Below are 19,782 nucleotides of genomic sequence, written 5' to 3' on the forward strand. Positions count from 1 at the left end.
CCGAGGCTGAAGAACGATACTATGCCATGCTGGACGCACCAGCATTGGCCGCATAACTTAAACCAAACGGTCTCCGGTAAAGCCGGCGCGGTTCAATGCCCGGATAATTCCCCGGTAAAAGCTTATCGATGCGGGACTGCCTGTGGCCGTTGATGATGGCGGTGAGCGTGGCGGTGAAATAGGTGAGCGGATCAACGGCGTCCCGCTTCAGTGCCGCAAGACAGGGGCTCGATCCCTCCTGGTGGAAAAAACGAGGCTTTCTTGTATCGCGAGGAATGGCCGCAGATCCGGCGTCCCCACATGCCCCGTCATGTGGGGTGGGCGTGGCCAGCGGAAGAAAACGAGCTGGCCGTTTGCGGGAAGACGATCGAGCCGAGCTTACGAGGCGGTTTTTGGTCAGACAAGCCGCATCGAGACCGCGGTGGGTTGCTTGGGGAAGGGTCGGACAAGGGCTCTAAGGGCGGGCGTGGATCCGGACGGTGTTTTCGGAACATCCCTGCTATCGCTCCCCGAAGGCCTGTCCTAACGCTGGAGTGATCTACGACATTGGAATTCAGAGCGTGGCGGATGAGATCGGTTGGGTTGAGGGAAGATCCGACCGTTCCGGCGGCTAGGTACGGTTGACTGCCGCCAGCCTGCGGCTCGCCGCCGCTTGCTTGACGATGCCGGCGATCTTTTTCAGGAAGGCCGGGCTGAAGCTGCCAAGCGGCCTGCCCGTTTCGAAGTCGAAAGCCTTGTCGAGCTCGACGCGGTTGTATTCGTCGAGAATGATCCAGCGGGGAAAATCAAGGCCGGCGCGGCGGCATTCGATCTCGCGGATCGGCAGGAACAGGCGACCCTCAGGCGGAACCTGCGAGGTAATGGCGAACAGGAAAACGGCGCCCGGGACGGCGGGTGTTCGCACGACGACGCAGACCGGACGAGCCTTGCGGCCGCTCTCCTCGCCGGCATCCGCCTGTCGCTTCCAGAGGTAATGGAAGCGGACGACGTCGCCTGCATTAAACATGATCGTCCTCAAGCAACGCCTCGAGGCCGGTCATCAGCTCCGCATGGACCGCGTCGGGAGCATCGTCGAGGCCATAGGCCACCGTATGCGAGCCGCCGAGAAGCCTTCGGTACTGTTCCGCCGTCAGGATGACGAGCTTTTCCTTGCCACGCTTGGTGAGCGCCACCGGCTCGATCAAGGCCGCCTCCAGGATCTCTCCCGAGGCCCGGTTCATATCGGAAAAAGAAAACTGTTTCATAGGCACCTCCAGGCGGTTACGTAAATACGTATTCTATGCGGTTCGCGCAAGCCGGCTGCTCGCTGCAACCAGACAGCTATCATCAGTGAGCTAGAAGAGCGGATCGAGGGATGTTCTTAGCACACAGCGCAGCCGGCAAGGGTAAGAAAGTATTCGTCGCCCCTGCGGGAAATCGATCAAGGCGCAGGCGCTCTTTTGTCAGACCTGTCTCATCGATGTGGCCATAAGACCGTTCCCTGCTCATTCCATCCAGCAGCAGAGATCAGCAACGCAATGCGTCCCATAATGGGCTCAGCACCCGTCCCCATTAGAGTTCGCGAATGCATCGTGAGAAAATCGCGATATGCGTGCTATGGCAAGCTATACGATCCTGGCCGTTGCCGGACACGAGAGCGGATGCGCTGGCATGGCTAACGGTGAACACGCCGGATCTCGCAGTCGTCGATCCGAGGGTGAACGACGGCCTGTGCACGGACGTCGTCGAGGCTCTCGCGCAGATGAAAGTTCCCCTCGTGGTGTATTCCGGGGCCGACGTCGACGAGAGTGCGATTGCGGCCGAAGCCTTCTCCGACCGGCTTACCCTTCTCGCGTAGTTTCTTGGCCGGCGCTTCAGCGGCTTCCTTTATCACGAAAAAAGGCGACGGCAGGCCCCACCGCGCATGCACGAGCTGCTTGCGCCCGTCGGCTGTGTTGCGGACGATCGGCCCCATCTGGTCAGGGTTCATCTGATAGGTCGGCATCAGGTTGATGAGGCTCTCGGCATCCTGCGCCCATTTGCGGTCCCAGTCTTTATCTTCCATGCAATACAGATTGCACATCGAGAACCTGCCTCCCAAAAGCTCTGGAAAATTCAGGTTCGCGCTTGGATTTGTCAAGCTAAAGAGCGCTTTTCAAGGCTGCGCTTGACTCATCACGAAATGGGAACATAATAAGAACATCACCGCTTGAAGATGAAGGATGACGGCTATGAGCAATCTGCCGAGCGATACCTCGCGCGAGGTGTACGAAGATCCAACCGGAACATATTGGACGCCACCGGAACCCTTGACGATTGATCAGATTCACCCTGACATTCGATCGGTCCTTGTTACGTCTCTGGGCCGGAGAGGTCCGGCTATGCTGGTCATGGCCGAAGGGCAAGAGAAGTTCGAATTCTACGCTGCCGGAACCGTCGACATGGCGTCTTGTGTTCCCATCGGCGGGTTCACCATCGCAATCGACAGAGAAAACAATCGCGCGTGTGGGACCTGCCATTGCAATGGCGAGCTTGGTTTAACCGAACCGATGAAGTTTGCGTTCAGGGGTGACATCGACCTCGCCTTCGCGGACTTCTATTGCCTTGCCAGGGATGAAGGTTACGTCTGGTAAGCAAGATTTCGTCGGTTATGACGGGAAAGAGTTTGTGGGCCGCATCCAGGTCGACCAAACCACGTCAGGCAAAGAAAACCAGTGGCGCTGGAACGGCGGCTTTGCCTCGTGGATACGCCGGCGCATCATGCCGCAGCAGGGGTGGGAGGCGACGGCTAGAGAGGCATTGCGCAAAGTCGAAGAGCACTACGACAAGCTGAGAGAGATGCACGGCCTATGAAGGCTGCTACTAGACAATCACGCTCTGATCTTGCAACAAGCACCAACCGTTGAACTATCGAGGGTTGCGGCCGCATGGGTATGGGCCCCTCATTAAATGCAGTGCCGGATGCAAATGGTCGGGAATGGAACTTTATGTCCCGATCTGCGTTTCACGCGCGGATCGCGCGGCGAACCTTTCTTGTGATGATCCCTTCTAAGCCCTGGGGTTCGTTTGCGCGGTCCACCAACCAGCATCTTGGAGTGGCTGAACAAATCGCGTCGACCAGAAAACAGTAAGTATATAGCCGATACGGAATAGATTCCTAAACTTGTACTGTCGCTTATTTAGCTAGTAATGATGAATTACCACACCAGCAAGCAATATTACGGTGGAATCAAAATTTTGATCCCACTTGAAATGCGGTAGACGTGTCTCTAGCTCTATTGCGTTCTGGTCAATGGACTAGCAGGAACATCATGCCAATTATTGAATCAGATCGAATATTGTTCGAACGGGTTTGGGCTGCAGGCGCAAAAATGGTGAAAGAAAATCGCATCTCTGCGCTGATTGACGTGGCTATTAATACCCCCACATTAGAACAGTACCAGGACGCTCACGGCCAGCGGATGACCGACATGATCAAGGTCGTTCAGCTCGGGATCGCGCAACTTCGCTGCGGCGCGGGCCTTGCCCAATCCAATGACGCGCAGACGCCTTCCCGCGGTTTCGCCAACAGTCGGAACTAATGTAGTGCTTCATCCCGGCTGCTCAATTAATTTTCAGCCAGTGGCGGATGGCAGATACCGTACCATCACCGATATAGGCAACGATTCCGCCGACTGTCAGGCCGGCGAGCGCGATCAGGCCTGAAATGCCCACGCCGAGTGTTTCATTCGCTTCCACTCTTCAAGCGCCGGCTGGAGGGAGGCATGATTCCTATCAACGGTTTCCTCGAGTGCTTTGATCTCCTCCCGGATCTGGGCGTCTACACCGCCGCTGATGGCAACGGTTGTGTCGAGATGGCCGATCTGTTTGGCTTGACTGTCTAGCCTGGCGTGAATGACCGCTCTGCTTTCGTGAGCGTTGTGCTTCTCCTCCTGAAAATCCTCCCGTATCCGTTTCACCCCCTCCTCAACGCGGCCGAGGGCGCGAAGGATATCGTCATTCGAAGTCATCAGCCGTTTACCCTCTCAATGCCATTCGACCGGACGACGCCGGCATGCGGATAATAAAAAGCCGCCCAAACGGACGGCCGGGAACTTTTGCCATAGATATCGGTTGAAGCGCTGGACCGCGTGGTAATCTGTCTCCAACAGTGTGCCTTCGTGGGCCTCGCCGCGCGGTCCGCTTTCCTGTTGTGCCAACTAGCCCGCTTCGGCGGGCTATTTTTCGCCCCCCGTATGCGGGGGTTCGACCTACTGCCTATGGCGTGCTGAACTCCTGGCTATCAGGAGGGCCAGCTATGCTCAGCTCATTTCATACTGCGGTTCAGATCGATTACGGGCGGTGGGCGGTTACGTTGCCAATTCGGAATTCTTTCCGCGTCTCGGGTCATGTCTAGTGCCGAATTCATCGAGATGATTACGGCCGAGGCCCAACTCGGTGGCGTCGACGTAAATTCATTCGTCGAGAGGGAACAAACCGATCATGTGTAAGTCATTATATTGGGATCGCGTGGCGGCATATCCTGCCCTTCCCTCTGTTAGCCCTGAGGCCGCGTGATCCCACCTAAACCCGATTCGCCCCTCGCCCTCACGGGGCGCCCCGCTAGCTAACCTAGCGGAAGCGGCCCGTGTTGGGGGAATAGTGGACGATGTCGCCCTCCGCTGTGACGATGACATGCGCCGGCGCGTAGCGCTCCAGGATCCGCGTGTCGGCCGCCCGCTTCAATGCATTGGCGGCGTCTCTCGAGGACCCGCTTCTTGCATCGGAAAATATCGTCGACCGATCATGACCCATCAGGCTTGGCAGGCGGGGCATCTGAGATGGAGCCTCGCGCGCCTGGAAAATCCTGAGTTTCTTGTCGATCGGCGTGAAGAGGTCGCCATGAGTGCCGATGCTCTCTGAACTTCCGAGAAAAAGATATCCCCCCGGTATTAGAGAATAATGGAAGGTTGGGACGACCTGCTCTAGACCTTTGGACTGATCGATACCTGGTCCATGTATTCCCGCATCAGGATTGCGAGCGAAAACACTTCTTCGCCCGTAGCGCATCCCGGCACCCAAACGCGGACCGCCTCATTGGCGCCCTTTCCCTCGAAAAGCTTCGGAATGACGATGTCGGCCAGCATCGCGAAGGCGTCGGCGTCTCGGAAAAAATTGGTGACGTTGATCAGGAGGTCCCGGAACAAACTGATGACTTTTATTCGCCACCGATATCGACGAGCCTGCTCTCGCCGTTGCCCGGCAGGCGCGATACCCCGAACATCTTCGTCGGCATCCTTTCTGAGGTGTTCGATGTAAGCGGTCATCGACGTCAGTTGCAGGACCTGCATGCGCCGTCGTACCCGCCGGAAAAATGTCTTCGTCTTGTAGCCGGCAAAGTCATGGCTGGTGTGGCTCGACAGGATAGCACAAATCTGAACCCGCGTCTCGTCGAGGACAGCATCCTCGCGGTTGTGGCTGTCGCGCGTGATACGTTCAAGCGCGTCGAAGGTTTTGGCAAAGGCAACCAGCCTCTTCCCCATCTCCTCGACCGGAAGAGTGATGTCGATCATGCCGCTCGCGATCGCGCTCTGTGGCATATCCGGATATTTCGGGCCTGATCCATCGGCGCCTTGTGCCAGCGTCAAGCCGCCTGCTTCCTTGATTGCTTTAGCGCCCAACGTGCCGTCACCATCGCCGCCCGACAGCACGATGCCGACGGCACATTCTCCCTGTTGCTCGGCAAGCGAAGCAAAAAACAGATCGATTGGCTTACGCTCCCGATGAATTAAATCGAGTTCCTGAACCTTCAGCGACCGGCTGCCGAAGCGCCCAGACCGACGATCGGAAACTTTGAAGCGTCGGTCATGGAAGTCATCCTTTTCGTCAAAAGCAATAGCTAACACCATATTCACCGCACATGGTAGCAGAGAGTAAGCTGAATTTAGTAACCGAACACCCGTGGCAGCGCCTAATCACGCGGGCAAAAGTTGAAGGTCTTGAAGGTGTGCGAACTTTGGGCCCCACGGGACGAACCGATTTCAACTCGTTGCGAGAGTCTCTGGCCATTCCTGCGCGCCATGTAGGAGGCGCAAAATATGAATTATGGTTTCCGTAACGGCATATGCAGGGATGTAAGGCGTACCGTAAATGGCGAGTTCGCGTGTACCGGCAATTCTGCCCACACGGCCCGCTGGCAGGAAAATCGAGCAAGCGACGTGATGCTGCAACTATCCGCTCGTCGATTAAAACGGCGGCGGCAGGATTATCAGCCTCAATGTAAGTGAAGATGGCGTCGCGATCCGATTACGCAAACGCAGACCAAGTAAGCTTCACGGCTTGATCGCACCAGCTTCAAGCCGGGCCACCGCTCGACGCTCGGCAAAATGCGCCTCAACCTCGTTATCGGGCACATCCACCCGAGTATCGTTGAGCGCTTCAAGCACTTTGGTGCGAAACCAAGCGTCATGCGCTTCGCTGCCCGAAAGAGTTCTAGGGGAGCGCTCCCTCGTTAGCAGTCCGGGTAAGTAAGATTCGAACCGCGTCAGATACTGTTAAGCCCATGCTTTCGAGAACAGCGGAAGCACGATCCCGAACTTCGGCATCTATACGGGTTTGCACAAGCGCATTTGGGGCCATCGTCATCTCCAATTCCTGCGGCATGGTAATGCATTGAATGACGAATTCCATAACCCTGTCATGGTTTATAACCGAGCGCTGTCCATCGCTTTGAATGGATTCGAACCGTCGGCCCTGCTTCTCAGAGTCCTACAAACCTCCGACGCCGCTAATTCCGGTCGACGTCGAAGCGTCCCGGCAGTGACGCTTAAGAGCCGGACCTCGTTTCAAGGCGTGACTGAAACAGCGAAGTTCCCATCTCGGACAACTGGTGGTAATAATTGCCACCAATCCTGATGGAGGTTATCAATGCCGAATGTTGAAAAGGTCAGTATTTCGATGACACCCCAACATGCCGAGTTGTTGCGAGATGCGGTGAGCAGTGGGGCTTATGCAAGCGGAAGCGAAGTTGTTCGCGAAGCTATGCGTGATTGGTCGGCCAAATGGATGCAAAAGCGTGCGGATATCACCAAGCTGCGTGCGATGTGGGAGGAAGGCAAAGCTAGTGGTCCTCCTGTCGAAGTGGATTTTGATGCAGTGCTGGATGAAGCACGCCAGGAAATAGCACCTGCCTCTCCTCATGCCGGTTAAGCTTCTGTGGACACCACAGGCGCGCGCCGACGTTAAGAACATCTACATTCATATTGGCAAAGAGCAGCCACGGAGCGCGGAGAAGTACTTCGCCAATTTTCGTCGCAAGGTGGAGTTGCTCATTGAGCACCCGCGGTTAGGCGAGCGTCACCAGGAAGTATTCCGAACAGCCCGGATGTTGGTCGAAGCGCCTTGAAAGGACCTTTGCCCTCGGCAAGGTTTGCGATACCTCGCTCCAAAGCCGAGACGTAGCGGCGTACCTGGGCGGCACTCCATTGCGCACGTGTGTAGCGGATTACCGAACGTAGATCCGATTCCGCCGTCGCGGTAAGAATGTAGGCCGTCAAGCACGACCCTCGGCAATCTCCTCGTCAAGGATCTCACCTACGGTTTTGGTCGACAGTTTTCCGGCGAGCCCCTCATTGACGCGCGTGTTCATCAACGTCTTCAACTCCTCCCAGGCTCGCTCTCCATCTATGTCACCGGGGAAGAGGCGCTCAAGTGCATACTGCTTGATTGTCTTGCCCTGCAAAGCGGCCAGCGCCTTGAGGCTTTGATGTTGTTGGTCCGTTATGTCGATCGTCAATCGGCTCATCTAACGTGCTCCTGGATTGAGAAAACCCACATTAACACATATGTGGGTAGGTGGCCACCGCCGCGATACTCTGATCCGATGCCACTTGGAGGGATCTGCTATTTCGAAGAAGACGCCGATCTGCCCTATCGACCTCTGCTGGAGCAGAACCCCAGAACGGTCACTCGACGTGTGCGTGCAGTTGAAGGGACTCGAACCGCCGACCCCGTGATTGACTAGCTTTCATCGGCACTAAATTTTCCAGATTTGCGCGGCTTCGGCTCATCGTCTTGAATATCGTCGTCTCAAAAGGAGAGATATCTTAACCGGCATTCGCCAATCTAGGCTTATCGAAATTTGTGGACGCAGAGCATAGTCAGGAAACAAACAGCAATCGTTGATTTGGAAGAAACACTTGCATTGAGGGTTCCTTCGCCACTCACAAACCTGTGAATGGAGGAATAGCCATGACTGAACCCGTCTCGACGGTCGCTCACCCGCTGATGAAGAAGCTGGCCGAAAACGGGGACTTTCCGGACAAGTCTGCGATCGTGGTGGCGAACTTGGAGAAGAATTTTGAAGTGACGTTGTCGCTCATGTGAACTTCGCGCTACCCGGCCCATGATAACGCGAACACGGGAGATACCGTTCCAGGAGCCGCCTAGTGTAGAGCTGCTGACGTTGGGGCATTCACGCGGGTCGATCACCGTCCGACGTAGGTTCCAATCAGCATGGTCGAGAGGTCTACGAGCGAACAATGCCCATCTTTGAAGAAGTCGATCAGGCGAAACTCCGGGAATATCTGGGAGAGAAAAAGCTCCAGCCCACCGTCGCCAAGACGTTCCGGCTCGATCAAGCGCCGGATGCTGTCCGCTATCTGATCGAGGGGCGCCCCTTCGGGTGTGTAGTGATGACGGGTTGAGGCAGTCGTCCCGTGTCAGCGAAGCCGGAGCATTGCTCTGCATTGAGAGCTGGCCCGGAACGTCAGTTCGATGTCGGCGCCGATGCCCCAGAATTTCGTCCGGTCACACTCGAGCAGATACTTGCCCGCGGGTAGAAGAAGAGTTGCCGACTGAAATGTTGGAAACTTACGCGGAAGGGGTCAGACCAATCTCGGTTCCGCTGTCGACAACGATCCATAAGGTGCGAACCATGTCGGCGCTCGCCAGCAGGCCCATCCGGATCTCTTCCTGTGACGCCTCTTCGATGGTCGAAACCAGCAAGGTCAGTCGGTTGATGGCGTCGCGATCGGTCCCGTCCACGGGAATCCCGATCGTATCGCGGAGATCGCGGACAGTCATGATCGCACGTGAAAGCAGACGCCCGGTCTCGGTCGGGCTTAGGCGTCGCACGTGGTTGGCCGCACGAATGAGTTCCGAAACGAATGCTGGGACACTGCTCATGGAGACAACGAAGCTGATTCAGTCCGCGAACGCAATCTGCGATACCGACAATCTCGTTCGGCTCAATCGATTACGGCGGTTGTTCCCTGACGCCCGGCGCCGCATCGCGCTGATCCGGGTCCTCCAGATCACTCTTTACGAGGAATGAGTCGGCGTGCTCTCTCGCGGCTTCCCGAAGCGCTGCTAGGTTTGGAACATCATCGCCGCTGAGCTCGTCCATCCCATGGATGATCTCGTGCTCCGCCTGCAGCCAATGCTCATCGTGCCGACCTTCGGGACGCCCCTCCGCCTCCCAGATCTCATTTGCACGATCGCGTATGCGGTCCGTTGATTCCTGCGTCCGATCTTCCCATCCAGCGCCGTCTTCAGAGGAATTTCCCGTCGTGTGTCGTTCGCGGAATTCTCGGGTTGCTTCGCCATCTTCGCGCTCCTTTTGAAGTCGATCGAAAACGTCACAATGCACCCGATGTTCCGGCGGCGGCGTTGCTTTTAAGTTCTCCCTGGGCAGCTTCGTACCAAGGTTATCACTTCCGCAGGTAGCTCTTCTTGCCGTCGTCGGTCATGCAGTACCGACCTCCTCTGGGGCCCGTGCAATATGCCCCGGATCGGCAGGAGCATTCGCCATCCAATGTGGGCGCCATGTCCGATGAGGCGTTCCCCATCAGTCCGACGGCTCCTCCCATGTACGCCGTGCATGAGCGCTTGCTCGCCGAAACGGATCCGTCATTGCAAATAAACGTCTCGCCCTGACAACCCGCGATGCCGCCTTTGCTACCGCTGCACGGCGTGTTGGCTGTCTCAACAACGGTCGCGATCATCGAAAGGAACGCCAGGGCAGCTATAAAAGCTACCCGTCCCCAACCAACCGCCAGGATTGTCTTGATTGTCGGAAAGCCTCTCATCGCGCTGGCAGTCATCCCACCCCACGAGCCGATTGGAATTGCCATCACACACATGCCACGCCATCTGATAGCAGTACTCGTTGCGATGCCCATAACACCAGCCGAAATGATCGAGCGGTGCACCAATCTCCTCACGACGTGCGCAAGATTGTTCGATAGTCGCTGCATCCGAGCCGGCCCGGCACTCGCCGTTTTCGGTTTGCGGTTGACTGATCACTCGATCGGCGAGAGAGCCCCTATCCGTTGCGAGCACACTGCCGCTTTCTGATTCAATTTTTCCCTTTGCCCGATTCGACACCCACGAAAACTCCGACATGCCCGCGGACTCGGATCCCGGCTTGACGCTGTAGATCCTTTCCGGCCAACGCTGCGCGAACGTCGCCTTGTCCTTCAGGACGCCCTCGCGATCGACCACTTTGCCGTAAAAGGTCACCTGATCCTCATATGCATTCCGCATGGTGCTTCACTGCCCATGGACATGCCGACGACTATCGCCGAAGCCCATACCGCGGCGGCGCGCCAGAGCGCCCATTTCCGATTCGATGACACCGTTCCTCGATCACTCACAGCACACTTTCCGCACGTGGGTATTGCCGATAGGCACCATCAATAAGGACATGACCTTTAAGAGCTGTGGAAAATATCCTTGGCTCCTGTTCGGCGTAGACGTCCTTAAGAGTAAGTTCCGGCCGCCCGCGGTGCGAACAAATCAACACCAGGCCTATATGCTTTGGGCAGCAACGATCGGTCCCGCGAAATCGGCGAACACGCGTGCCTTTACATTGCCAGCCTGCCGGTGGCGAACACCGCCCAAAGATCAATCCTCGGAAGTTCAGTCTTCCAGGACGCGCTGCACCCTGCGATCAACCAGTTCCAGCGCATCCAGTCGAAGGCGACCGGGAGGTCCATATGAAACAGGACGGGTGTGCGAACCCGCGGACATGAATTTACGGACGGATAGCGCAGCGGTTCCATCGGCGCCGCATGTTCATTCAGGCATTTTGCAGACGGTGCTCTCCAACCTCCAAGAATAGCTTCAGAGCTTAGCTTGTTCGACGGAGCTAAAACGCAGTGCTCTGCCGTCTGCCGCGACGATTGCATCCATCTCCTCTGCGAGCGCATCGCGATCATCGACACCGCGCAAGAGACGGCCAGCCAGAGTATCGAAACGTCCGGCAGCGATGTCGGCAATCAAGAGTGCAGCCCGTGACGGTTCGATGTTGACACCCTCCTCAAAGAGCTTCTGGATCCCGGGCAGGTAGGTTTTCCCGGCCTCCGACGATAGCTGCAACTCGGTCATCGCAGTGCGAACAAGACCGGGATCGACGGCGAAAGCGCGCACGTCGTTGCCAATGGTAGTGTCGTTCAGACACTCCGTGAAACGCATGATGGCGGATTTGCTGGACGCGTAGCCAGAGCCGTGAGGAAAGCTGTTGCCCGTTCCGCCACCAACGAGGTTTACGATCCGGCCGCTGCCCCGCGCCAACATCATAGGGGCGGCCGTGCGGCAGGTGTTGAATGTGCCACGCAGATTGATCTCGACATCCCGCCACCAAACAAGGGGATCGCAGTCCCAAATAGGACCAAAGCCCTGAAATGAGCCGTGATTGTTGATAAGAATGTCGATCAGGCCCAATTCGCTCGCAACGCGAGCAAACGCACTTTCAACGGCAGCAAGGTCAATCAAGTCCGTCGCAATAGCGATCGCTTCACCGCCCGCTTCCTCAATGAGAGAGGCTGTTTCCTCAATCTCGGTGGTCGTTCGCGCCAACACCGCGACCTTTGCCCCTTCCCTAGCCTGCTGTAGAGCGATCTCTCGACCTATCCCTCTGCCGCCGCCAGTTACGACGGCGACCATGTTTGAAAGGCGGGCCATGCTTCCTCCTACGGTGTTTTAAAAATCAATCTGGATACACAAAATATGTGTGCCTCGGCGGCTGGCAATGACGGCGGCTCGACTTCGATCTCGCGGTAACGGCCAATTTCAATGCATCGTACCAGAACCGCTCGACGACGCGTTGGCGCATGAACTTTGTCGCTTTCCTTTTGGGATAGGACGGAAACCCTTACGCTACGTCTTCTGCGACGCTCAATCGCCGGTCGACCTGGAAGTCCAGTCAGATCCTGCGCCCATGCCAACTCGGAAGAACACCAGATCTGCGAATGGGGCTTCAGCTCCCGACGCTGATTGACAGTTCGCAGTCTGATCCCAATTTGCTTGGCATCTTCATCCTCTACCGTCGCATAGATCGGCGACCCGCAATCGCAATGGAAGAACTGCAGCCGCCGGCGACCATTGTCGGCGGTCTTAACATAAATTGGGCTCACCTGACGTGATATGGAACCGGCTACGTTGTGTGCTGACGGTCACCCTATGGGCGACGCCAGTCAATCTCTGGCAATCGGTACAATGGCAGATCGCGACGTGTTGCGGATCGACCTCGGCTTCATATGTGTTTTTTCCGTATTGGCGTGCGCCATCTTCCGCGACAGTATAAGTCGACTGATGCGGACAAGACCTTACCTGCTGGCCGCGCTCTCGCGGCTCGCAGGCGCACTAGCCGGCCTTGTGCTGATCTCCATCGCCGCCGAAAGGTGTGACGACGCCCTTGGATGGGATCCTGGTGTGCGACAAAACCTCGGATCATGCCTGGGAAGATGGCGGTGGTTTCGAGCGTCAGGACTTCTTCTACACGGCGAAGACGACGTGTGCACTTGTCACCGACGAACAGCGGAATGTTCGTATCCCTTAACTTGGTACGGAACCATCAGCCAGCATCCTGGTTTGTAGTCTGTTCGCACAAAACATCCCGCACGCCCGCGTGGGAGCGAATAGGGTTCTAAGCACCCTCATGAAAACCCTCGCGTGCCCTCGCGGGGGTTTTTCTTCAAATCAAAACGGGGTTGCTCAGCTTCCCAAGCAACCCCGTCAACGAGCGTGTGCTTCCGCTTCACGCCCCTCGGTCCCCGCCGTATGGGCTGAATTCATCAAATTCCGATTAGAGAACAAACCCCAAGCCCCGAAAATATCCGCGTTCCGAGTTTACAGAAGCCGAATCCGGTAAACGCTATGATCGCCCGAGCCCAGCAGTGATCGAGCGCAAACCATCGCGAACGATTTACGACTGGCGGCATTATCTTGCGGTCTTCCAACGCAAGCCTGGTGCCCTGCGCAAGGGCGCACCCTTCCTGGAATTGCCGTCCGCCTTTCGCAAATTGCAGGACCAGATGCCTCGCCGCTCCGGAGGTGATCGGGAGATGGTCGATATCCTTGCTCTCGTCCTTCATCACGACGAGCAGGTCGTCCTGCGCGCTGTGGAGCCGCGGCGCGATCTCCTGCGCGGCCAGCAGCAGCCTGGCATTTTCGCGCCCGCCGCAGGCTAGAACGAAGATCGCGAAGCCGAGAGCTAAAACCCGCTGTTTCCGGGGCCGCAGCCCCTCTCCGATGAGAAGCGTTGCTTGCTGACACCCCTAATTTCAGCAGGAGAAGAGGCCTTTTGTTTCCTGTTGCGGGTCTCTTCTCCACCTCTCTGCCTTCACAAAAAGGCCAGTAGGTCTCAGCTCGCAATCCCCCTCTTGTCGACAGATCGTCCACGACCTATCTCGTCTCACCGGTTTGGACTTGTTCAAATGAGGATGGATGAGCCAGGCTGTGGTGGATATTGTACGTGTACCTATCTTGGCAGGTTTTGATTTCCGCGGGGCTTCTTGCTGTTGAGGCATAAACTGAAGGCATCCGATAGTCTGTGTAACGCTCCGTCAGCGCGGATGCAGCGCGAGGATCAGAAGCAAGCCTACCAATGATCAGCCCTCGCAGGCATCGCGCATCGGCCAGCGTCAGTCGGAAACAGCGCTGGCCGAGAAGCCTCAACTGAGGCTACATCCAACCCACTAGTTTAAAGAGGGCTGCCCACAACAGCAGAGATACCGTCGCACTTAACCCTAGCGGTTGATCTCTTTGTCATTATACAACCAGAATTTGCAACGATAGACCCCCGTGTGATGGAGTCAGCGAGGAGTCTTCCTCTCATACACCGCACCATTTACGTGCAAATCACAATCTGGTACCGCTACTTGAGGTTGAGTTTTAGGGCGCGGGGTTCTATTGAGCATCGGGCAGCCTGTTCGGAGAGAAACGGCAATTTTAGAACATCGACGATCTGATACAGGAGGCGGCCGCCAACAATGGCGAGCTTTCTGGCATCGCGTTCGCAGATGACAGGTTCGTCAAAGAGGCAGAAGCGCTGGGCCTGATGGTCAATGCATGACACTATCCATCTGACGCCTCTTCACGAATGAAAGCGGGATTGTCGCTGATTATTCGCCGACCTTCGGCCACATCCATGGCTCTCCACGCTATTGCTGCTTTCGCTGCAAGGCTCTTCGGAAAAAGCAGCACGAACTCGTGATGGGCCGGCGCGGCGGCGGGCGGGCGCTTGACGATTTAGTCGCGCGTTGCGATTTTGGTTAGACCTGCTTTCACAATCGCGGAAAAGAGAAAACTGCATCGGTAAAGACATGACTTGGACTTCCTTCGAATGTCGGAAGCTACAGAAGCTCAAGTACGACGATCAGAACCAAAGCCTGGAAATCATTTATCGTGAAGGGGACCATGCCCGCGCAGACGGTATTACCCTCCGAAGATACGAGGAACTGATTTCAGCGGCGGTAGAAGATCGAGATATCTATTTTGCCAACCTTATAGAGCCGCATGTCGTATGGCGTCGAGCCGCCGCTCGTCCGCCAAAGATACCTCCCAAATTCATTGCGCTGATGTTGGTCGTGATCTGCTCATGCTGGCTTCTCTTTTGGTTCGCGGACCACCTGCTGTTCGCAGATCGACGAAGATGACGACGGAACGGCGGAACATGTGTCGGCACACGGGTGGTCCGTGCGCGTCAGACGGCTGCCGAACGCGGGCGAGGATCATACCTCGATCTCGTCGATGGCCGCGCTGTCCTGCACGTCTCGCAGTCCTTTCTAGGACGCGTGCCGGAGCTTGTGGTCGTAGGTCCAGGCACGGTTTTGAGCTTATTAGCGGGCGAGCAGTCGATTCACCGAATCTTCGTTCTCTAGCACGTTCGAAGGATTTCCAGCCCCTGCTGAACCGGACGAGGGCGTTCCTGCCGGCGATCGCACATTTTTTGGCGGTCTAGTTGAACCGGACCGGCTTTCGGCAGCATGCCACCAGGAACTCAGAAGCACCGCCCGCCCTGACATGCTTCCGCAAGCGCCCGCGACAACTGCGCCTGACTGAACGGCTTCGAGAGTCGGACGACACCACCCGGAATGCCGACGCCATCCGGAAGCTCCGCGTACCCTGTGGCGAGAATTACTGGAAGTGTCGGGTAACGCGAGTGGAGTTCCTGACAGAGCCGCGCTCCTGTCATATTCGGCATCGCATGGTCCGTGATGACTACGTCCGGCAGGACGCCGGTCTGGAGTGCGGCCAGAGCTTCCTCGCCCGACGATGCCTGCATGGTCTCCATTCCCAAGTCTTCCAAGAGGAGTACCGTATTCATGAGAACGAGCGCGTCATCGTCGACGGCGAGAACGGTCAGAGCCGTGGGAGCGGGGTCCAGTGGCGCTTCCAGCACCGGCGGCGCGGCGACCTCCACTTCGCCCTTGTCGGCAACTGGGAGCCACAGTTCGGCAGTCGTTCCCTCGCCGACGACGGACTTCAGAACCAGTTCGCCGCCGGACTGCGCCATCAGGCCGTGCACCATCGGGAGACCGAGACCGGTTCCTTTCCCGACGCCCTTCGTCGTGAAGAACGGGGTAGCCGCCTTCGCCAGCGTCTCGGCATCCATCCCTTCCCCTTGATCGCGGACGGAAAGACAGACGTATTCGCCGGGCGGCAGCGCCGAGAGGCTACCCGAGGCAACGGTTTCCAGCTCGGCGGCGATCGTGATCTCTCCGCCGCCCGGCATGGCGTCGCGGGCGTTGACCACGAGGTTGAGAAGCGCGCTCTCAAATTGATTGGAGTCGGTACGAATCTTCGGAAGGTCCGCCGCGAAGTTCGTGCTGATCAGGACTTCGGGGCCGATCGTTCTGCGCATGAGCTCAGTCATTCCATGAACGAGGTCGCCGACGTCCACGGAGCCTAGCTGGAGTTCCTGACGTCGCGAGAAGGCAAGCAGCCGTTGGGTGAGCGTGGCTCCGCGCTGGGCGCCCTGAATGGCGTTGTCGATGAGGTCTTTGACGTCCTCCCGAATGGCCCGCTTCCTGGCAATCTGAAGGCTTCCGAGGATGGCTGTCAGGAGGTTGTTGAAATCGTGGGCTAGGCCACCGGTCAACTGACCCACCGCCTCCATTTTCTGCGCCTGGAAGATCGCCTCCTGCGCGGCCCGTTTTTCGCTGATGTCGCGCGTGATCTTAGCAAAGCCGACAAGCTCGCCTTCGGCGTTCCGGATCGGATCGATGATGACATTCGCCCAGAACCAGCTGCCGTCCTTCCTGACACGCCAACCTTCACGTTCGAAGCGTCCCTCCTCTTCGGCTACCCGAAGGGCAAGCTGAGGGAGGCCGTCGTTGCGGTCTTCATCGGTATAAAAGGTGGCGAAGTGCCGACCGACGATTTCCTCTTCGATGTAGCCCTTCAACCGTTCGGCACCGGGGTTCCAGCTTGTGACAAAGCCGGCGGGGTCTAGCATATAGATCGCGTAGTCAGTTATCGCTTCGACCAGCATACGGTAGCGCTGCTCAATCCTGACGTCATGGTCGTTCATGGTGCTTCCCCCCATCCCGAGCTGCAGTACTCGCCGTATTTAGATTAAAGTCCTTGGTATCAAACTCACCCCGGACTAAGGTCTGATAACGCTATCAGTTCGTGGACTTCTCTTCCGTTATCATGCAGTTGTCACAAATCGCAACCTTAAGGATCGATGGCTGTCTTGAGCACGAGACTATCTGAAATCGGCGTCGCCGTAGGCGCACGCGTCAGAGCCCGCTGGAAGCTTCTGGGCATGTCACAGACGACCTTGGCCGAGAAGGTTGGCGTTACATTCCAACAGCTTCGGAAGTACGAGAATGCACCAACCGCATGTGGCGTAGCCTCTATTATTGAACCGCTGGCAGTGTGGCTGTTGCTTTCCTGTCACATGATTTTCATTTTCGTCACAGAGGGGCGGGCGAAAGCTCCACCGCCGCATTGATGTCAAACCGTTTCGACGTAGATTGCCAGTACCGATTACATCGGGTTTTATCAGCGGGGTGTTTCTTCCACGATACGCGCCCGGACTTAGGAGATCAGTTTTCCATGAATATTCGTATGATGTTGCTTGGTTCCGCAGCTGCCCTCGTGGCTGCACCGGCATTCGCAGCAGACGCAATCGTCGCTGCCGAGCCGGAACCGGTTGAGTACGTTCGCGTCTGCGACGCTTACGGCACCGGCTACTTCTACATCCCGGGCACGGAAACCTGCCTGAAGATCGAAGGCTACATTCGTTTCCAGGTTAACGTTGGCCCGAACGCTGGCGGCACCTCTGCCACCAACGATTCGAGCTGGGATGCTGTAACCCGTGGTCAAGTACAGTTCACTGCCAAGAGCGACACCGAATACGGCCCGCTCACCGGCGTTATCGTTCTCCAGGCCAATGCCGACAACGCAACGGACCAGGAAACGATCCTTGACTCCGCTTACCTCGACGTCGCGGGCTTCCGCGCTGGTCTCTTCTACTCCTGGTGGGACGATGGTCTTTCCGGCGAAACGGACGATATCGGTTCTCCGGTTACCCTGCACAACTCGATCCGTTATCAGTACGAAACCGGTTCCTTCTACGCTGGCCTCAGCGTCGACGAACTGGAAGACGGCGTCTTCAAGGCTGACGAAGCTCCGAACAATGTCGGCGTTGCCTTCGGCATCGGCGGCACCGCTGGCGCCTTCAGCTACCAGGTTACCGGCGGCTGGGACTTCGACAACGAAGACGGCGCTATCCGCGCAATGGGTACGGTTGAAGTTGGTCCAGGCACGCTCGGCCTCGCTGGCGTCTACTCCAGCGGCCCGAACTCCTACTACGCGAATGCTGAATGGGCAGTTGCTGCCGAATACGCCATCAAGGCAACCGACAAGCTGAAGATCACGCCTGGTGTTCAGTACTACGGCAACTATTTGGGCTCCATTGGCTCAGATGCTGTGGTTCCGGATGACTTCGACGGTCTCGGCGATGCCTGGAAGGCCGGTCTGACGGTTGACTACCAGATCGTTGACAACTTCTACGCCAAGGCTTCCGTCCAGTACCTGGATCCGGAAGATGGCGACGACGTAACCACCGGTTACTTCCGTCTGCAGCGCTCGTTCTAATCTGAACATTGAAGACCCCAGGATCGCATCCTGGGGTCTTTCATCACAGGCTTCTGCTTTGGTGACCTCCAATTCAGAAGAAGGAGGTCGGTTCGGTTCCCTGCCGGATCGGCCTCACCCATCGATACAGAAGTCCACTCCTGTAGATGGCAATGGCTCGCCCTCATTCGAGGGCGAGCTTTGTTTGTGGCCAACGGAAGGAGATTGGGCGATGTCATCTGGTTCGTGGGTAGAAAAAGTTCGGAAGAACGCTGCCAAATATGGCGAGCTTGTTGCCGGCATCGATCCCTCACCTTCGGAGATTCCGTCTTTTTTTGACCCAGACGACCCTGCATGGATCAGCCGCTTTGCCGATTTTGTTCTGGACACGATCGAGGGACAAATTGGGTTTGTGAAATTTCAGAGCGCCTACTTCGAAGCATGCGGCCTTGCCGGCCTCACCGCCCTTTCGCTCGGCATGAAGCGCGCAAAGGCAGCCGGTATCGGTGTGATCCTCGACGCTAAGCGAGGCGACATCGGAGCCACCGCTGCCGCCTATGCTCGCGCCTACCTGACACCTGTCTCAGAGGGCGGATCTGGCGATTTTGAGGCCGATTGCCTGACCGTAAATCCGCTAATGGGCCCCGATACCCTCGAACCATTTGCCGAATGTGCCATACGTTACGGGAAAGGCCTGTTCGTCCTCTGCCGCACGTCCAATCCCGGTGCCGGATGGCTACAGGATCGAATGACCGGAAACCGGCCGATTTCGGATCATGTTGCCGAACTCATCGGAGGGATCGGTCGGCGGGATGACGAGGCCCTCAGTCCAATCGGCGCAGTCATCGGAGCGACTGTTCCACATGAGGGGCGACGACTGCGAATGCTCATGCCTCATACGATCATTCTCGCACCCGGCTTGGGAGCGCAAGGTGGCGACGCAAGCAGCATCGATGCACTTCGGGGCAAGCAATTGGGCGATCTTTTGGTACCGGTGTCGCGCGGGCTTGCAAGTGTCGTTGACCGCGAAATCTCGCCCGCAGACTACCGCGAACTTATCTTGAACCGGATTACTGGATTTAAGGATGCCATCGCTCATCGTCCCGCCGCCCCTGCGGCGGCGAACTGGTAAGCCCTTTTGTGTCCTGCCTAGCCAGGAAAGGGGAAACCGCAGAGCAGCTATTGGCTTTGGCCCAAATCGCAACCGATCTCGCCAAACGATCATTGCCAAGACAATTTCAAAAAGGGGCACCCGAGCCGGCTCGAGCGATTTCAGCGGCACTGTGACCGTACTCACTAGATCGCGAGGCATGCTGTGATTCAGACGAAAGTCAACTCGCTGGTTCCGACGCAAAGCGTCTACGAGGAAAGGCGGATGGGATGGGTGGGGCTCGACCTATCCGGCGGAGATTCAAGTTTCGCGAGTCCTCGGCCTGTTCCTCAATACGAATTCCG

General features: G+C 57.1%; 21 protein-coding genes and 9 pseudogenes. 13 read left to right on the forward strand and 17 right to left on the reverse strand.

The window, feature by feature from the left end; genetic code table 11:
- Nucleotides 1-19: 19 nt before the first annotated feature.
- From FHX06_RS35890 to FHX06_RS34695, 4 genes and pseudogenes are all read right to left on the reverse strand, one after another.
- Nucleotides 20-208 (reverse strand): annotated as a pseudogene (locus FHX06_RS35890) (transposase domain-containing protein); the annotation flags it as partial.
- Between the two features lie 402 nt (nt 209-610).
- Nucleotides 611-1,006, reverse strand: a complete 396-nt coding sequence (locus FHX06_RS34685) for a hypothetical protein (RefSeq protein ID WP_183882572.1) — start codon at nt 1,004-1,006, stop codon at nt 611-613.
- A complete protein-coding gene (locus FHX06_RS34690; RefSeq protein ID WP_183882574.1) occupies nt 999-1,244 on the reverse strand; it encodes a type II toxin-antitoxin system prevent-host-death family antitoxin in 246 nt (81 codons plus the stop codon). Before FHX06_RS34690 ends, FHX06_RS34685 begins: the two co-directional genes overlap by 8 nt.
- 569 nt (nt 1,245-1,813) lie before the next feature.
- Nucleotides 1,814-2,062 (reverse strand): annotated as a pseudogene (locus FHX06_RS34695) (SOS response-associated peptidase); the annotation flags it as partial.
- A 148-nt stretch (nt 2,063-2,210) separates the two neighbouring features.
- On the opposite strand from FHX06_RS34695, the gene FHX06_RS34700 reads away from it, so the two are divergent.
- The 3 genes from FHX06_RS34700 to FHX06_RS34710 all read left to right on the forward strand — a co-directional run bounded on the left by FHX06_RS34700 (nt 2,211) and on the right by FHX06_RS34710 (nt 3,560).
- Nucleotides 2,211-2,612, forward strand: coding sequence for a hypothetical protein (locus FHX06_RS34700; RefSeq protein WP_183882576.1), 402 nt, complete (start codon nt 2,211-2,213; stop codon nt 2,610-2,612).
- A 34-nt stretch (nt 2,613-2,646) separates the two neighbouring features.
- The gene (locus FHX06_RS34705; RefSeq protein WP_246715799.1) at nt 2,647-2,832 is read left to right on the forward strand and encodes a hypothetical protein; all 186 of its coding nucleotides are present in this window, start codon (nt 2,647-2,649) and stop codon (nt 2,830-2,832) included.
- A 458-nt stretch (nt 2,833-3,290) separates the two neighbouring features.
- Nucleotides 3,291-3,560 (forward strand): hypothetical protein, encoded by a 270-nt coding sequence (locus FHX06_RS34710; protein WP_183882580.1) that lies wholly within the window; start codon nt 3,291-3,293, stop codon nt 3,558-3,560.
- A 22-nt stretch (nt 3,561-3,582) separates the two neighbouring features.
- Here FHX06_RS34710 and FHX06_RS34715 read toward each other — a convergent pair.
- The 5 genes and pseudogenes from FHX06_RS34715 to FHX06_RS34730 form a co-directional block, all read right to left on the reverse strand.
- A pseudogene (locus FHX06_RS34715) lies at nt 3,583-3,989 on the reverse strand (DUF1515 domain-containing protein).
- Nucleotides 3,990-4,590: 601 nt separating this feature from the next.
- Nucleotides 4,591-4,794 (reverse strand): hypothetical protein, encoded by a 204-nt coding sequence (locus FHX06_RS34720; RefSeq protein WP_183882582.1) that lies wholly within the window; start codon nt 4,792-4,794, stop codon nt 4,591-4,593.
- A 149-nt stretch (nt 4,795-4,943) separates the two neighbouring features.
- Nucleotides 4,944-5,867, reverse strand: coding sequence for a chemotaxis protein CheB (locus FHX06_RS34725; protein WP_183882584.1), 924 nt, complete (start codon nt 5,865-5,867; stop codon nt 4,944-4,946).
- 132 nt (nt 5,868-5,999) lie between these two features.
- Nucleotides 6,000-6,249: pseudogene (locus tag FHX06_RS35895) on the reverse strand (type II toxin-antitoxin system RelE/ParE family toxin).
- Nucleotides 6,250-6,290: 41 nt separating this feature from the next.
- Nucleotides 6,291-6,597: pseudogene (locus tag FHX06_RS34730) on the reverse strand (type II toxin-antitoxin system RelB/DinJ family antitoxin).
- 288 nt (nt 6,598-6,885) lie between these two features.
- Here FHX06_RS34730 and FHX06_RS34735 point away from each other — a divergent pair.
- Both FHX06_RS34735 and FHX06_RS34740 read left to right on the forward strand, forming a co-directional pair.
- Nucleotides 6,886-7,167 (forward strand): type II toxin-antitoxin system ParD family antitoxin, encoded by a 282-nt coding sequence (locus FHX06_RS34735; RefSeq protein ID WP_113207689.1) that lies wholly within the window; start codon nt 6,886-6,888, stop codon nt 7,165-7,167.
- A complete protein-coding gene (locus FHX06_RS34740; protein ID WP_183882586.1) occupies nt 7,157-7,363 on the forward strand; it encodes a type II toxin-antitoxin system RelE/ParE family toxin in 207 nt (68 codons plus the stop codon). The genes FHX06_RS34735 and FHX06_RS34740 overlap by 11 nt, the downstream gene beginning before the upstream one ends.
- On the opposite strand, the pseudogene FHX06_RS34745 reads toward FHX06_RS34740, so the two are convergent.
- Nucleotides 7,359-7,514 (reverse strand): annotated as a pseudogene (locus FHX06_RS34745) (type II toxin-antitoxin system RelE/ParE family toxin); the annotation flags it as partial. The gene FHX06_RS34740 and the pseudogene FHX06_RS34745 sit on opposite strands and share 5 nt — an antisense overlap.
- Entirely contained in the window at nt 7,511-7,762 is a 252-nt protein-coding gene (locus tag FHX06_RS34750; protein ID WP_183882588.1) for an antitoxin, read from the reverse strand. The gene FHX06_RS34750 and the pseudogene FHX06_RS34745, both read right to left, overlap by 4 nt.
- 446 nt (nt 7,763-8,208) lie before the next feature.
- On the opposite strand from FHX06_RS34750, the gene FHX06_RS36140 reads away from it, so the two are divergent.
- Together FHX06_RS36140 and FHX06_RS34755 are read left to right on the forward strand one after the other, a co-directional pair.
- On the forward strand, nt 8,209-8,343 hold the full coding sequence (locus FHX06_RS36140; RefSeq protein ID WP_281413483.1) for a hypothetical protein: 135 nt from the start codon (nt 8,209-8,211) through the stop codon (nt 8,341-8,343).
- A 155-nt stretch (nt 8,344-8,498) separates the two neighbouring features.
- Complete coding sequence (locus FHX06_RS34755) at nt 8,499-8,663, forward strand: zinc-binding dehydrogenase (protein WP_183882590.1); 165 nt, start codon at nt 8,499-8,501, stop codon at nt 8,661-8,663.
- Nucleotides 8,664-8,829: 166 nt separating this feature from the next.
- Here the strand turns inward: FHX06_RS34755 and FHX06_RS34760 are convergent, their stop codons facing one another.
- Nucleotides 8,830-9,144, reverse strand: coding sequence for a hypothetical protein (locus FHX06_RS34760; RefSeq protein WP_183882592.1), 315 nt, complete (start codon nt 9,142-9,144; stop codon nt 8,830-8,832).
- On the opposite strand from FHX06_RS34760, the gene FHX06_RS36375 reads away from it, so the two are divergent.
- Complete coding sequence (locus FHX06_RS36375) at nt 9,143-9,292, forward strand: hypothetical protein (RefSeq protein WP_409564458.1); 150 nt, start codon at nt 9,143-9,145, stop codon at nt 9,290-9,292. The two genes, FHX06_RS34760 and FHX06_RS36375, sit on opposite strands and share 2 nt — an antisense overlap.
- Before the next feature lie 129 nt (nt 9,293-9,421).
- Here the strand turns inward: FHX06_RS36375 and FHX06_RS36380 are convergent.
- The 4 genes and pseudogenes from FHX06_RS36380 to FHX06_RS34780 all read right to left on the reverse strand — a co-directional run.
- A pseudogene (locus tag FHX06_RS36380) lies at nt 9,422-9,607 on the reverse strand (hypothetical protein); the annotation flags it as partial.
- A 335-nt stretch (nt 9,608-9,942) separates the two neighbouring features.
- A complete protein-coding gene (locus FHX06_RS34770; RefSeq protein ID WP_183882596.1) occupies nt 9,943-10,479 on the reverse strand; it encodes a hypothetical protein in 537 nt (178 codons plus the stop codon).
- Between the two features lie 603 nt (nt 10,480-11,082).
- The gene (locus FHX06_RS34775; protein WP_183882598.1) at nt 11,083-11,922 is read right to left on the reverse strand and encodes an SDR family NAD(P)-dependent oxidoreductase; all 840 of its coding nucleotides are present in this window, start codon (nt 11,920-11,922) and stop codon (nt 11,083-11,085) included.
- A 221-nt stretch (nt 11,923-12,143) separates the two neighbouring features.
- Nucleotides 12,144-12,465, reverse strand: a pseudogene (locus FHX06_RS34780) (GFA family protein); the annotation flags it as partial.
- Between the two features lie 686 nt (nt 12,466-13,151).
- Here FHX06_RS34780 and FHX06_RS34785 point away from each other — a divergent pair.
- Nucleotides 13,152-13,367, forward strand: a pseudogene (locus tag FHX06_RS34785) (IS21 family transposase); the annotation flags it as partial.
- 1,197 nt (nt 13,368-14,564) lie between these two features.
- The gene (locus FHX06_RS34790) at nt 14,565-14,897 is read left to right on the forward strand and encodes a hypothetical protein (protein WP_183882600.1); all 333 of its coding nucleotides are present in this window, start codon (nt 14,565-14,567) and stop codon (nt 14,895-14,897) included.
- 344 nt (nt 14,898-15,241) lie between these two features.
- Here the strand turns inward: FHX06_RS34790 and FHX06_RS34795 are convergent, their stop codons facing one another.
- Nucleotides 15,242-16,774 carry a PAS domain-containing hybrid sensor histidine kinase/response regulator gene (locus tag FHX06_RS34795; RefSeq protein ID WP_246715800.1) on the reverse strand — a complete coding sequence of 511 codons (1,533 nt, stop codon included), beginning with the start codon at nt 16,772-16,774 and terminating at the stop codon, nt 15,242-15,244.
- 237 nt (nt 16,775-17,011) lie between these two features.
- Here FHX06_RS34795 and FHX06_RS36385 point away from each other — a divergent pair, with 237 nt between their 5' ends.
- From FHX06_RS36385 to pyrF, 3 genes are all read left to right on the forward strand, one after another.
- Nucleotides 17,012-17,200, forward strand: coding sequence for a helix-turn-helix domain-containing protein (locus tag FHX06_RS36385; protein WP_246715802.1), 189 nt, complete (start codon nt 17,012-17,014; stop codon nt 17,198-17,200).
- Nucleotides 17,201-17,304: 104 nt separating this feature from the next.
- A complete protein-coding gene (locus FHX06_RS34805) occupies nt 17,305-18,348 on the forward strand; it encodes a porin (RefSeq protein WP_183882606.1) in 1,044 nt (347 codons plus the stop codon).
- A gap of 211 nt (nt 18,349-18,559) precedes the next feature.
- Nucleotides 18,560-19,459 carry an orotidine-5'-phosphate decarboxylase gene (gene pyrF, locus FHX06_RS34810; RefSeq protein ID WP_183882608.1) on the forward strand — a complete coding sequence of 300 codons (900 nt, stop codon included), beginning with the start codon at nt 18,560-18,562 and terminating at the stop codon, nt 19,457-19,459.
- Nucleotides 19,460-19,782: the final 323 nt, after the last annotated feature.

Origin of the sequence: Rhizobium sp. BK512, from assembly GCF_014194915.1 — a bacterium.
GTDB lineage: Bacteria > Pseudomonadota > Alphaproteobacteria > Rhizobiales > Rhizobiaceae > Rhizobium.